Raw genomic sequence first — 13,005 nt, 5'->3', positions numbered from 1 at the left:
CGTGCCCCACCCCGGGCGGCTCCTCCATGTCCTCTGGCTTTTGTTCCGCCGGGGGTGTGGCTTTGTTCTTGTCTCACCAACCCTAATAACCCCCCCACGACCGCTTTGGTCAGGCGGGCTTCAGCGGGTCGTGGCCGAGCGACATCAGCCGGTGCCGCCAGTGGGTTTCGCCGGCGGTGGGTTCCAGGTCGTCGCGGCGCTGGGCGCGCACCCGGTCGACGACCCGGCGCATCACGTCCGCGTCGCGGTCGTCCACGTCGGACCGCCGTTTGCGCAGGACGCCCAGCACCTGGTGCCCGGTCGGCGGGCCTGCTTCGTCGGGGAGCGGTTCGGTCTCCGGGCCCGCGTCGCGCGTCCGCAGCCACTCCTCCAGCTCCCGCGACGTCATGTTCACCACGCGGTGGAACTCCGCCCACAGTTCGTCATCAACAGCCGGATTGTCCATGTTCGGCGGCTACCCGGCGCGGCCTCCGCCAAACCGGCCGCCCGTGGCCGGTAGAATTCGTTCGGACCCGTTGAAACGCCAGCGGTGGTCTCTGTTGACGCTGCTGGCGAGCTCGATCCCGTGCTCGCCGCTTGACGCATGGGAGGGGTGGGCCTTGCCGACCACTGGCGACGGCATGGCGGAGCGGGTCGACGAGCTGAACGTCGTCCTGGCGGACCTCGTCGGGGTCCTCGAATCGATGTCCGACACGCCCGGCCTGCTCGACGCGGTCTGCGGCGAGGCGGTCCGGGTGGTCCCGGACGCGGACCTGGCCAGCATCATGGTCGTCCGCGACGGCGTGACGCAGACCGCGGCCTTCACCGACGAGCGAGCCCGGCGCATCGACGACGTCCAGTACGCGGCGGGTGACGGCCCCGGCCTGCTCGCGGCACTGACGGGCGAGGTGGTCCGGGTGGCGGTCGCCGAGACGGGCGACCACTGGCCCGAATTCGTGGCGGCGGCGAAGGAACTCGGCGTGGGCAGCTACCTGGCTGTCCCGCTGCGGGTGGACGACACCCTGGTGGGCGCGATCACGTTGTTCGGCTTCGAGACGCACGGCTATCACGAGTTCGACACGAAGGTGCTGCGGCTGTTCACGTTGTGCGTGGAGACGGTGCTGCGGCTGACCCGCCGCTACCGCGAGGCGCGCCGGCTGGCGGACGAGCTGCGCAACGCGATGGAGACCCGGGCGGTGATCGAGCAGGCCAAGGGCATGCTGATGCTGATCCACCGGGTCAACGAGGACGCGGCGATGCACCGGCTGATCGTGGAGTCCCAGCACACGAACATCAAGCTGCGGGACGTGGCGGCCCGGTTCACGAAGCGGATGAGCTCGGCGGACGGGGGACCGGCCCGGCACTGAACAGCGTCCCCAGGCCGTCCTGCGCCCCGGCGTCCTCGTGGTCGGCCGCCGGCGCGAGCTCGGTGATCCGGCGCCCGTCCCAGGTCCGGGTGGTAGACGGACGCAAGCGCGACACGGCGGATTTCCAGCCGGCCGAGGGCGGCGAAGTCGTCTTCGCCGCAGTCTCGGGTCGGGTACAACAGGCCGATGCGCATGACTCCGGGTACCCCCGAGGGGCGCCGGGCCGACAACCGCTATTGCTAACGGCGGTTCTGCAGGCTTTCCTGGATGACCCGGGGTGTTTCGGAAGCCTGGAGGGCAGCAGCCTCGATGCGCGCGAAGATCTTGCCGAACCCCACGGCCTTCTCCGCGCTCGATATGTCGTCGAAGTACTGGTCGCCGTCGGGTCGTTCGATGGTGAGGTGCAGATCATTGAGTTGTTCGGAGATGTTCAGGATGGTGAACGAACTCTGCATTCCCTCGATCCACCCCGCGGAATAGGGGAGGATCTGGACGGTCACGTTGGGCTGCCGGGAAATCTGCATGATGCGCTCGAGCTGCTCGCGCCAGTCGTGCAGATCCGTGACCTGCCGGTGCAGGACGGATTCGTCCAGGATGAAATTGTGTTTCAGTTCGGGGTTGTCGAGCCGGGCCTGCCTGCTGCGCCGGATCCGGACCTGCCGCTCGGCCAGTTCCCGGTCGTTGCCGTTCCCGAGGATCAGGGACCTGGTGTAGGCGGCCGTCTGCAGCAAGCCGGGAACGAGGTGCAGCTGGTACTGGCGGACCGAGACGGCCCCCCATTCGAGGCCGAGGTACTTGACGAAATCCGGGCTGTGCAGCCGCCGGTATTCATCCCACCAGGCCGGCTGCCGGCCGGCTTTCGCCAGCTTGACGTACGTCTCCACCCGATCGCGATCAGTGATGCCGTAATGGAGGAGCAGAGCTTTCAGGTCCGTAATCGACAGCCCAACCGACCCGTTCTCAATTCTGATGATCTTCGAAACGGACCAGTCCAGTGCTTCGGCGACTTCCTGTTGGGTAAGGGAAAGGGCCTTGCGGGCGTCCCGGATCGCGGCCAGTACCCGCCGTTGGCTGACGAGCGGTGATGATGATCCGGTCATGGCTCGCGCCCCCGTTCATCAGGCTGATAGCTGTCTGCCAGCTGGCAGAATGATAGCAGCGTCGAAACGAGGGTGTGGCCGTGTTCTGCTTGTCAGGGCACGGTTGATCGCGGCCGGTGTGTGCTGATGTATCAGCGGGGCCGGTCAGAAGAAGAATGAACGAATGCCGACCAAGATCGGCCGGAAAAGACGATCATCGGGCCGGGGTCCTTCGAGTCGCGTACGGCGACGAAAGCCTTGGTGGTCGCGACCTCGACGCAGTTTGCGTCGCCGCCGCTCGAGCTGGCTGAGCTCTTGACCCAGGCGAGACGGTTGCGGTCGATCACCGCGGGGGTTTCATTGCCCCGGGGCACGGCCACCTCGTTTCTGGCAGGCGTGGGCCGGCCGGTGTCGGCGACGCGCCCGAGTGCGTATCCGGACCGCGTCAAGGGATGCTTGCGTTGCGGAGTGTACGGGACAATAGGCCAGTTGGTCTCTCTGTCGAACGGCGAGTGTGGCGCGCCGTCCATGTGGGTTACGTTTCGCAAGAGGGTTGTCACTGCTCGTGGACAAGGCGTGGGCGCAGCGGTCCGGTTGGCGGTTTTCTCGGATGTTTGGTATGGCGTCGATGTCCTCCGGTGTCCGCGTGGTCGTGGCTGGACGGCGTGGAGACCGGAGTCCGTCGCCGCCCAGCCCGCTCTTCGGCCTGATCGCCTATCGCAACCACGATGCGATCAGTCGCAGTGCCGTCGTGAGAACCTTCGTGATGAGTATCGCGGGCAGGGTTCCTCCTTCGAAAAATATGTACAACGATGATCCGAATCCAATGAGCAACGCGGCTTTTCGCAGATCTTTGCCGTCGATTCGCGAGAAATTCGACGATTGCCTTCGGTTTTCTGTTTGTACACCTTGCCGGCTCCTGTCTCCGGTGAAGGCGTTTCCTGGGAAACGTCACCCTGTACCGGGCCCGCGTCAAGGGTGGACCGGAGGGGTGCTGGGAAGGTGGGGTATTGAGGTTGTCCCAGCTGAGTTTACACCTGGAAAGTAGTTGGTCTGGCGAAGTTTTTGCCGGGCGCAATGGGTTCCTGGCTGTTCGTCGGCTTGCGGCGTGCAACAAGTCGTCTTGTTGATTGGCGAATCGCTTGTTGGCCGCTTGGGCTCAGGCACTGGTGCTGGTGTCGACCCGGCCGCTGGCGTCAGGGGAGTGAGCAGGCTGGAGGTGGGCGGTTTGCCAGGTGGCGTGAGGTCTCTTTCCGGCAACCGCGCCCGGTGTGGTGACTTGCTCCGGTGGTGTCGCCGTTCTGCGGTGGCGGGTGGTCGCGGGGAGCAATTTTCTGCCGAGACACCTCGTGCCTGGTCAAACGTTGAATCGTGATCGTTTCGCCGGTGAGCGGGGCAGGGACCCGGTCATTCTGCACGGGATTCTTCCGGTGTGCGTGCAGGTGCGCTCTCCTGGTCGTCTGCCCGTGCGGTCCGGTTGCGGGATTTCGGCCGAGCGCCCGGTGGCCGACGACGACAGGGCGGTCGGCCTGGCGGCGCACCGGTTGACGGCAGGGTGCCTGCTGGCTGAACTTCGGGACTGGTGAGCGAGCGGCGCCGGCGCTTCTCGTGGCGGCGATACGCTGGGAAAATTCACCTGAATGCATTAGCCGATCATCGCGGCCTGACGCGCGCCGAGCCGGACCGGCGGCCACGGCGACAGCCGCGCCCACGTCATCCAGAGCGGCGAGGTGGTGTCCGGCTGACTACCAGTTCCGCACGGGTGGCGCGTACCCCGCCGGCTTGTCGCCGACCTTGAGCCCGGGACTGACGATCCAGTTCTGGTACTCCGGGGTGAACATCCGGTACACCGACGCCGGCGGGACCGCGCTCGCCTCGTCGAGCTGCGCGCGCAGCTCGGCCGGGATCTCGAAGTCCAGCGCCGCCATGCTCGTGCCGAGCTGGTCCGCGCTGCTCGCGCCGACGATCGCCGCCGCGATGCCCGGCCGGGTGGCGACCCAGTTGATCGCCACCTGGGCCATCGTCACGCCCAGCTCGGCCGCGATCTTCCCGAGCGGTTCCAGCACCTGCGGAGTGCGATCCGTCCACGAAGGACCGTCGCTGAGCCGTCCGGTGCCGCCGTCGCGGTACTTGCCGGTGAGGACGCCGCCGGCCAGCGGGCTCCACGCCGTGACGCCGAGGCCGAGGTGCTGGGCCATCGGGACGTGCTCGGTCTCGATCTGCCGCTCGACCAGCGAGTACGGCAGCTGCAGGTTCACCATCGGCGCCAGCGAGTGCGCTTCGGTCAGCGACTGCGCCCGGGCCGCGTACCAGCTCGGCACGTCGGACAGGCCCGGGTAGCGGATCTTGCCCGCGCGGACGAGGTCGTCGAGCGTGCGCACGACCTCCTCGACCGGGGTGATCCGGTCCCAGGTGTGCAGCAGGAAGACGTCGACGTAGTCGGTTCCGAGACGGCGCAGCGATGCTTCGAGCGCGCGGATCATGTGCTTGCGCCCGTTGCCGCCGGCGTTGGGGTCGGCCGGGTCGACGGTGTTGGTGAACTTGGTGGTGAGCACCACCCGGTCGCGCGAGTTCGTCTCGGCGATGAGCTTGCCGAGGATCGTCTCGCTTTCGCCCGCGGTGTAGAAGTCCGCGGTGTCGACGAAGTTGCCGCCCTCGTCGAGGTACTTGCGGAAGATGGGGCGGGCTTCGGCTTCGGTTTTGCCGTAGGCGGCGTGGAAACCGCCGGTGCCGAAGTTCATGGTGCCGAGGGCGAGCCGGCTGACGCGCAGTCCGGACCGGCCGAGGAGGTAGTACTGATCGAGTGCCATGAAGCCAGCGTGCCGAGCCGATTTTGGACCCGCAAGTCCAGTCCGCGAGCGCCGGGGGAGGTGGCGCTCGCGGACCGGGGTTCAGCGGCAGCGGTAGCTCGGCGCCGTGGCCGGGTCGCCGCCGGTGTAGCGGGAAACCCGGGGGAGCGGGCACAGGTTGCGGGTCTTGCCGTCCGCGGACGCCGCCGTCAGCGTCGCCGGGGCCGTGCCGTGCTCGACCCAGTCGACCAGCTGCCCGAGTGCGTTCGTCGGCTCCGGGCCGCCACCGCCGAAGCAGTGCTCGACGCCGGGGGCGAGGAACAGCCGGTAGAAGCCGTTCACCCGCTGCGCGCCGCCCATCGTCCGCTCCACCCGGGCGCGGTAGGACAGGGTGCCGCCGGGCGGGATGAGCTGGTCGTTCGCCCCGATGAAGGTGATCAGCTTGCCGCCGGCGCGGCGGAACGCCGAAAGATCGGGGTCGGACGTGCCGATGACGTCGTCGTACTCACGCACCGACTGGCGGAACAGGGCCGCGAACTGCGCGTACGTGAGCTTCGAAGTGTCGAAATCGGCCTGCTTCGCCAGGAACGACTGCACCCACTTGACGGCGACCGGGAAGCCGGGCGCGGTCAGCGTGCCGTCGGGGCCGGGCTGGGTGCCGGCGAGCCACGTGAAGTCCGCGCCCTTCGGCAGCCCGGCCCACAGCTTGCGGCCGCGCTCGTCCGTCGGACCCGCCCAGATCTTGCGGACGACCTCGGCGTCCGCGGCCGTGACCGTGAACTCGTGGCCGTCGCAGACCACCTTCGTCCCGACGAGGCCGCGCGGGTCGTAGCCGCACTCGTCCGGCCGGTCGACGATGCCGTTGGGCACGCCGTCCCGTGCGTCGCACGCCTGGACCGCGGCCGTGCGGAACGCCGAAAGCACGCAGGGGCTGGGGAAGTCGTGATCGGAGTTCATCACGATCTGCGGCCACAGGGTCGCGACCGCGAACTGCGTCCAGTCGACGGCGGGCGCGTTCGCCAGGATGCCGTCGAAGTCCTCGGGGTACTTCTGGGCCTCCGAATAGCCCTGGCGGCCGCCGGTCGAGCAGCCGGTCCAGTAGGAGTACGAGATCGGGCGCTGGTAGTACCGCTGGGTGACGGCCTTGCCGATGACGGCCTCTTCGTGCACCGATCGGGTGGCGAAGTTGGTCAGGAGCGTCTGGTCGACGTGGCCGTCTTTCAGCGCCCAGGACGTGTCGAGGCCGTCCAGGGACACGCCCGCGTCGGTCGTCACGGCGACGTAGCCGTCCTTGACCGCCTGGGGGAGCCCGTCGAAGTTGCCGGCGGCGTAGGCGCTGCCGCCGAGGGCCTGGAGCCGTCCGTTCCACCCGGTGCCCGGCAGGGCCACGGCGACCTTGACGTGGTCCGCGCCGGTGTGGGTCAGGGTCGCGGTGATCAGGCAGTACGACGGCTGGGCCGCGGCCTGCACGGATTCGATCTCGGCGCCCGGCGGGGCGGGCACCGCGACGGCGGCGCACGGGGTCGGGGTGGCTGCCGAGGCGGCCGGCTGCGTGACGGTGGTCAGCAGGAGCGGCACGGCGGCAGCGAGTAGGAGGCGTTTCATATGTCTCTCCGGTCGCTGGACATAGCGGGGGGAACGGTAGGAGCGGGGTTCGGGGCGCCGCGCCCGTCGGATGACGCTGCTGCCGTACGTCACTCGGCGCTGAGCTGGGGAAACGGTGTTGGGTAAGGTCGTTTCCATGGCGCTGAGCGGACGGGACACCGAGCTGAAGGAGCTGGGCGAGCTCGTCGACGGCCCGGAGGACCGCAGCGGCGTCCTCATCCGCGGCGAGGCGGGCATCGGCAAGTCCGCGCTGGTGGCTTCGACGGCCGCGGCGGCGTCGGTCGCGGGGCTGCGGGTGCTGCGCACGACCGGCACGGAGGCCGAGCGGAACCTGGCCTACGCCGGGCTGCACCAGTTGCTGTACCCGCTCCGGGCCGGGGTGGCGGAGCTGCCGGCGCCGCAGCGTGACGCCCTGGAGACGGCGTTGGGGCTGGCTGCCGGGGCCGAGCCGAGTGCGTACCTGACCGGGCTGGCGGCACTGACGCTGCTGGCCGAGGAGGCGGCGGTGAAGCCGCTGCTGCTGGTGGCCGAGGACGTGCACTGGCTGGACCGGGCGAGCGCGGACGTGCTGGCGTTCGTGGCCCGGCGGATCGAGACCGAGCCGATCGTCCTGGTGGCGACGCTGCGGGAGGGCGCGGAGTCGCCGCTGGTGGAGGCCGGGTTGGCGCCGATGGTGCTGGACCGCCTCCCGGCCGGCGCGGCGGCGGAGGTGCTGGATTCGGTGGCGCCGCGGCTGGCCCCGGCGGTCCGGACGCGGCTGCTGGCCGAGGCGGCGGGGTTGCCGCTGGCGTTGACGGAGCTGCCTTCGGCGGTGGCTGGGCTCGACGGGCTGGATCCGGTGTTGCCGCTGACGGAGCGCCTGGAGCGCACGTTCACGGCCCGGGTGGCGGCGCTGCCCGAGGCGACGCGGACGGCGCTGCTGGTGGCGGCGCTGAACGAGACGACATCGTTGGCGGAGATTTCGGCGGCGACGGGCGCGCTGCTGGGGATGGGGGCCCGGCCGGGCGATGTGCGTGACACCAGCGTCGATCCCGCGATCCTCGCCCCCGCCGTCGAAGCGCGGCTGATCGAGCTCTCCGCCGGGGCCGTCACCTTCCGGCACCCGCTCATGCGGTCCGCCATTCCCGCCGCCGCCACCCCGCTCGACCGCCGGAGCGCGCACCTCGCCCTCGGCCACGCCCTCCGCGACCAGCCCGACCGGCGCGCCTGGCACCAGGCCGCCGCCACCGCCGGGCCCGACGAAACCGTCGCCGCCGAACTCGAACGCACCGCCGAACGCGCCCGGTTCCGCGGTGGGGCGGCCGCCGCGATCGCCGCCCTGGAACAGGCCGCCCGGCTCAGTGACCAGCCGGAACGCCGGGCCGACCGGCTGCTGCTGGCCGCCGAGCTGGCCGTCGAATCCGGGCGGCGGGACACCGCCGAACGCCTGGTCCACGCCGCCAACCCCGCCGATCCCCGCCGCCGGGCCACCGCCGGCAGGCTGCTCAGCGAGTTCGAAGACGGCGTCCGCGAAGACCCCACCCGCGTCGCCGAACTCGCCCGGACCGCCGCCGCCGTCGCGGAAGACGGGCAGCACGACGCCGCCATGCGGATCCTCTGGAGCGCCGCCATGCGCTGCTTCTGGACCGAACCCGGTCCGGAAGCGAGACAGGACCTCCTGGACATCGCCGATCGGCTGCCCATCCCGGGGAACGACCCGCGGATCGTCGCGGTCACCGCGTACGTCGCTCCTTTCGAGCGAGGCGAGGCCGTCCTGGCACACCTGCGGGAGCTGGTCGCCAAAACCGGCGCCGACCCCGAGGTCGACCGGTACCTCGGCAGCGCCGCGCTGCAGGTCGGCGCCTTCGACCTCGCCGCCCGGTTCTCCGCCGCCGCGGCGCCCGGCCTGCGCGCCCAGGGCCGGCTCGGGCTGCTGCCGCGGGCGCTGGCCGTCCTGGCGTGGAGCCGCGTCCGGCTCGGCGACCTCGCCGGGGCCGTGCCCGCCGCGGCGGAGGCGGCCCGGTTCGCCCGGGAGACCGGCCAGCCGTTCATGGCCGGGCTCGCCACCGCGGTCCAGGCCGAGATCGCCGCCCTGCGCGGCGAGCACAAGCAGGCGAAGGCGCTCGCCGACGAGGCCGAACGCGCCGGGCTCGCGGCCGGCGCCCGGCCCGTGCTGGCCACCGTGCAGTTCACGCGCGGGCTGACCGGCCTGAGCGAAGGCCGGTTCGAGGACGCCTTCGCCGACCTGCGGCGGCTGCTCGACCCGGCCGACCCCGCCTACCAGCCGGCGTTGCGCACGCACTGCGTCGCGGAACTCACCGAGGCCGCGGTCCGCGCCGGGCGGACCGGCGAGCTCCGGAGCGCACTGGCCGAGCTCGAGCGCCTGGACACGCCGTCACCCGCCCTGCACATCGGCCTGCGGTACGCGCGAGCGGTCCTCGACCCGAGCGACGAGCTGTTCACCGAAGCGCTGCGGGCCGACCTGACCGGCTGGCCCGCCGAACGCGGCCGCGTCCACCTGGCGTTCGGCGAGTGGCTGCGGCGGCAGCGGCGGGTCGTCGAATCGCGGACGCACCTGCGCACCGCCCGCAAGACGTTCGACGCGCTCGGCATGGCCGCCTGGGCCGACCGGGCCCGTCGCGAGCTGCGCAGCGCGGGCGAGTCGAGCCCCAACCGCGACCCGGACGCGCGGGACAAGCTGACCCCGCACGAGCTGAGCATCGCCCAGCTGGCCGCGGAGGGGCTGACGAACCGCGAGATCGGGCAGCGGCTGTACCTTTCGCACCGGACCGTCGGCACCCACCTGCACCGGATCTTCCCCAAGCTGGGCGTCAGCTCGCGCGCCGACCTCGCCAGGATGCTGAAGACCCTCGAAGGGTGACGTACACCGGCTGCGTCACCTGACGGGCGCGAAGGTCACCGAACCGCTCCTAACGTCGTGAAAGTCCCACGGTCTTTCGCGCAGGAGCAGCAGATGATCAGCAGGAGAAGGTTCGGGCAGGCGTTCGCGGCCGGGCTGGCGGCGACCTCACTGGCGGCCTGTTCGCCGGGCACCGCCATGCCCGCTTCGGCGCCCGACCTGCGGGCCGGCTCCGGCGAGCACACCTCGCTCGGGCCGGTCAAGCAGGCCGACGCCGGGGCGCTCAGCATGGCCTACCACGAGTTCGGACCGGCCGGCGGGCAGCCGGTGGTGCTGCTACACGGCTGGCCGTACGACCCGTACAGCTACGTCGACGTCGCGCCGATCCTGGCCGGCGCCGGCTACCGGGTGATCGTCCCCTACCTGCGCGGCTACGGGCCGACGACGTTCAAGTCCGCCGAGACGGTCCGCAACGGCCAGCAGACGGCCGTGGCGCTCGACGTGATCGCCCTGCTGGACGCGCTCAAGATCGACAAGGCGGTCTTCGGCGGCTACGACTGGGGCGGCCGGACCGCCGACGTCATCGCCGCGCTGTGGCCGGAACGCTGCCGGTCGATCGTCGCGGTGAGCGGGTACATCGTCACCAACCTGGCGGCGAACCAGCAACCCCTGGCGCCGCAGGCGGAACTCGGCTGGTGGTACCAGTACTACTTCGCGACCGAGCGCGGCCGCGCCGGCTACGCGGCCAACCGGCACGACTTCAACAAGCTGATCTGGAAGACCGCGTCCCCCGCCTGGCACTTCGACGACGCGACCTACGACCGCAGCGCGGCGGCGTTCGACAACCCGGACCACGTCGCCATCGTCATCCACAACTACCGCTGGCGACTGAGCCTCGCGCCGGGCGAGCCGCAGTACGAGGCGTACGAACGGAAACTGGCCGCGGGCGCGACCATCGGCGTCCCGTCGATCACGATCGGCAGCGACTTCGACGGCGCCGCCAAGGACGGCAAGGCCTACCGCGCGAAGTTCACCGGCAAGTACGAACACCGGATCTTCGACGGCATCGGCCACAACGTGCCGCAGGAGGCGCCGCGGCCGTTCGCCCAGGCGATCGTGGACGCCGCCCGCCTGTGAGGCTCGTGGTGGTGAGCCGGGTTCCGACCCGGCTCACCATCACGAGGGTTTGCCTCAGGCGACCGTCGCGTCGAGGGTGACCTCGATGTTGCCGCGGGTGGCCTTCGAGTACGGGCACACCTGGTGCGCGCCTTGGACGAGCTCGTCGGCCGTGGCCTGGTCGATGCCTGTCGCCTCCAGGTGCAGCACGGCGCTGAGCCGGAACTCGCCCTCCTCGGTGTCGTGGTGCAGGGTCACCTCGGCGACCACGGCGAGGTCGTTCAGCGGCACCTTCTTCGCGCCCGCGACCCGGCGCACCGCCCCGACGAAGCAGGACGCCCAGCCCGCCGCGAACAGCTGCTCCGGGTTGGTGCCGTCGCCCGCGCCGCCGAACGCCTTGGGCACGGCGAGGGTGACGTCGAGCGCGCCGTCGTCGGAGGTCGCGCGGCCGCCGTTGCGGCCCTCCGCGGTGGAGGTGGCGACGGCGGTGTAGGTCACTTCGGACATGTGGTTCCTTTCAGCGGGTGACTCCACCACGCTAGGAATCCCGGCCTGCTCGCGGCGACCGTCGCCCGACGTCACCCGTGTACGTCACCGGGACGTGGGTAACCGCCCCGGATGCGCATCGTGGTGACCGGAGCGACAGGCAACATCGGGACCGGGGTCGTGCGCGCGTTGCGCGCGGATCCGCAGGTCGAAGTGGTCGGGCTGGCAAGGCGGCCGGCGGAGGGCGTCGTCACGGCCGACGTCGAGCGCGACGACCTCGTGCCGCTCTTCCGTGGCGCCGACGCGGTCGTGCACCTGGCGTGGCTGTTCCAGCCCACCCGGCGTCCCGAACGGACGTGGCGGGCGAACGTGCTCGGCTCGATGCGGGTGTTCGACGCGGTGGCCGCCGCCGGGGTGCCCAAGCTCGTCTACACGTCGTCGGTCGGGGCCTATTCGCCGCGGGAGGACGACGAGCCGGTGACCGAGGACTGGCCGACGCACGGCTGGCCCGGCGCGGCGTACACGCGGGAAAAGGCTTATCTGGAACGGTTCCTGGACGCGTTCGAGGTCCGGCACCCGCAGCTCGACGTCGTCCGGATGCGGCCGGGCTTCGTCTTCCAGCGCAGTGCCGCGACGGAGCAGCGCCGCCTGTTCGGCGGGCCGTTCGTACCGGGTTCGCTGGTGCGGCCGGGATTGCTGCCGGTGGTGCCGGACATCCGCGGCCTGCGGTGCCAGATCGTGCACACCGACGACCTGGCCGACGCGGTCCGACGCGCGGTGACGCGGCCGGTGCGCGGGGCGTTCAACATCGCGACGGGCCCGGTCGTGGACCCGCGGTTCGCGGCGGACCTGCTGGGCGCGCGCCCGATCCCGGTGCCGGCGGCGGTGGTGCGGGCGGCGGTGGACGCGGCCTGGCGCCTGCACGCGATCCCGGCGTCACCAGGCCTGTTCGACGCGGTCATGCGGCTGCCGGTGCTGGACACGAGCCGCGCGGAGTCCGAACTGGACTGGCAGCCGAGCCGGGATGCCGCGGCCACCCTGAACGAGTTCCTCGCGGGACTGCGGGAGGGCGCCGGCGCGGAAACGGCACCGCTGGCCCCGGACCGGCACCGGCTGCACGAAATCTCGACGGGGGTGGGCCGCGAACCCTAGGCGAGCTCGGCCGAAACGACCGACGGCAGGGCGCGCAGCCGGTCGAGCAGGGGGCCGGTCTCTTCGGCCGCGAGCAGGACGGCGCAGACCATGCTGCTCTCGCGGACGCCGTCCTTGACGTCGACGGACAGTTCGTGGACGGGCCGCCCTTCGAGGGCACCGACCAGCGCGGGGATTTCTTCGGCACCGCCGACGAAGTAGGTGGCGATGCGGCGGCGCAGCAGCATGGCCGAGCGGGGCGCGGGAACGGCGAAGGAGGTGGACATGGCGGGATCTCCCTTGAGGGGTGGAATGAGATCGGGGCCAGGTCCCGGAAAAAGCGATCGCCGACGCTGCGCGCCGGCGACCTGGGTTCAGCCGGCGCGCCGGGTTACGAGTCGCAAGGACAGGCGCAGCACGGCGACAGGCTAACACGACCTCCGGAGGCCGCGCACGGCTCGCCGACTTCGCACACCCGGCGCGGTGGGGTGACTGGGCGGCGGCGCGGTCGGGCGGCCGGATGCAGAGGGCCGAAAACCGCCGATCATGCCAGACGCCCGCGGAGCCCGGATCCACACCCCCCTGAACGACCGCCCGGGGCGGCCGTATACTCT

General features: G+C 71.0%; 11 protein-coding genes. 4 read left to right on the top strand and 7 right to left on the bottom strand.

Annotated elements, in window-relative coordinates; translation table 11 throughout:
- Nucleotides 1-109 precede the first annotated feature (109 nt).
- Complete coding sequence (locus ACWED2_RS47780; RefSeq protein WP_449697137.1) at nt 110-445, bottom strand: DUF3140 domain-containing protein; 336 nt, start codon at nt 443-445, stop codon at nt 110-112.
- Between the two features lie 175 nt (nt 446-620).
- On the opposite strand from ACWED2_RS47780, the gene ACWED2_RS47775 reads away from it, so the two are divergent.
- Entirely contained in the window at nt 621-1,346 is a 726-nt protein-coding gene (locus tag ACWED2_RS47775) for an ANTAR domain-containing response regulator (protein WP_449697138.1), read from the top strand.
- A 239-nt stretch (nt 1,347-1,585) separates the two neighbouring features.
- On the opposite strand, the gene ACWED2_RS47770 is transcribed toward ACWED2_RS47775, so the two are convergent.
- From ACWED2_RS47770 to ACWED2_RS47755, 4 genes are all read right to left on the bottom strand, one after another.
- Nucleotides 1,586-2,446: a helix-turn-helix domain-containing protein gene (locus ACWED2_RS47770; protein ID WP_449697136.1), complete on the bottom strand. Its 861-nt coding sequence runs from the start codon at nt 2,444-2,446 to the stop codon at nt 1,586-1,588.
- Between the two features lie 131 nt (nt 2,447-2,577).
- Nucleotides 2,578-2,955 carry a DUF397 domain-containing protein gene (locus ACWED2_RS47765; protein ID WP_449697135.1) on the bottom strand — a complete coding sequence of 126 codons (378 nt, stop codon included), beginning with the start codon at nt 2,953-2,955 and terminating at the stop codon, nt 2,578-2,580.
- Nucleotides 2,956-4,170: 1,215 nt separating this feature from the next.
- Complete coding sequence (locus ACWED2_RS47760) at nt 4,171-5,235, bottom strand: aldo/keto reductase (RefSeq protein ID WP_449697134.1); 1,065 nt, start codon at nt 5,233-5,235, stop codon at nt 4,171-4,173.
- A gap of 81 nt (nt 5,236-5,316) precedes the next feature.
- Complete coding sequence (locus tag ACWED2_RS47755) at nt 5,317-6,819, bottom strand: tannase/feruloyl esterase family alpha/beta hydrolase (RefSeq protein WP_449697133.1); 1,503 nt, start codon at nt 6,817-6,819, stop codon at nt 5,317-5,319.
- 136 nt (nt 6,820-6,955) lie between these two features.
- Here ACWED2_RS47755 and ACWED2_RS47750 point away from each other — a divergent pair, with 136 nt between their 5' ends.
- Both ACWED2_RS47750 and ACWED2_RS47745 read left to right on the top strand, forming a co-directional pair.
- Nucleotides 6,956-9,679: an AAA family ATPase gene (locus ACWED2_RS47750; protein WP_449697132.1), complete on the top strand. Its 2,724-nt coding sequence runs from the start codon at nt 6,956-6,958 to the stop codon at nt 9,677-9,679.
- Between the two features lie 93 nt (nt 9,680-9,772).
- On the top strand, nt 9,773-10,795 hold the full coding sequence (locus tag ACWED2_RS47745; protein WP_449697131.1) for an alpha/beta fold hydrolase: 1,023 nt from the start codon (nt 9,773-9,775) through the stop codon (nt 10,793-10,795).
- 54 nt (nt 10,796-10,849) lie between these two features.
- On the opposite strand, the gene ACWED2_RS47740 is transcribed toward ACWED2_RS47745, so the two are convergent.
- Nucleotides 10,850-11,281: an organic hydroperoxide resistance protein gene (locus tag ACWED2_RS47740; RefSeq protein ID WP_449697130.1), complete on the bottom strand. Its 432-nt coding sequence runs from the start codon at nt 11,279-11,281 to the stop codon at nt 10,850-10,852.
- A 111-nt stretch (nt 11,282-11,392) separates the two neighbouring features.
- Between ACWED2_RS47740 and ACWED2_RS47735 the strand changes: the two genes are divergently transcribed.
- Nucleotides 11,393-12,412 (top strand): NAD-dependent epimerase/dehydratase family protein, encoded by a 1,020-nt coding sequence (locus tag ACWED2_RS47735; RefSeq protein ID WP_449697129.1) that lies wholly within the window; start codon nt 11,393-11,395, stop codon nt 12,410-12,412.
- On the opposite strand, the gene ACWED2_RS47730 is transcribed toward ACWED2_RS47735, so the two are convergent.
- A complete protein-coding gene (locus ACWED2_RS47730) occupies nt 12,409-12,678 on the bottom strand; it encodes a hypothetical protein (RefSeq protein ID WP_449697128.1) in 270 nt (89 codons plus the stop codon). The genes ACWED2_RS47735 and ACWED2_RS47730 overlap by 4 nt on opposite strands.
- Nucleotides 12,679-13,005: the final 327 nt, after the last annotated feature.

Source organism: Amycolatopsis sp. NPDC005003 (genome assembly GCF_053600695.1).
The sequence above is the reverse complement of the archived record's forward strand: the minus strand, read 5'-3'. Positions and strand labels throughout refer to the sequence as shown.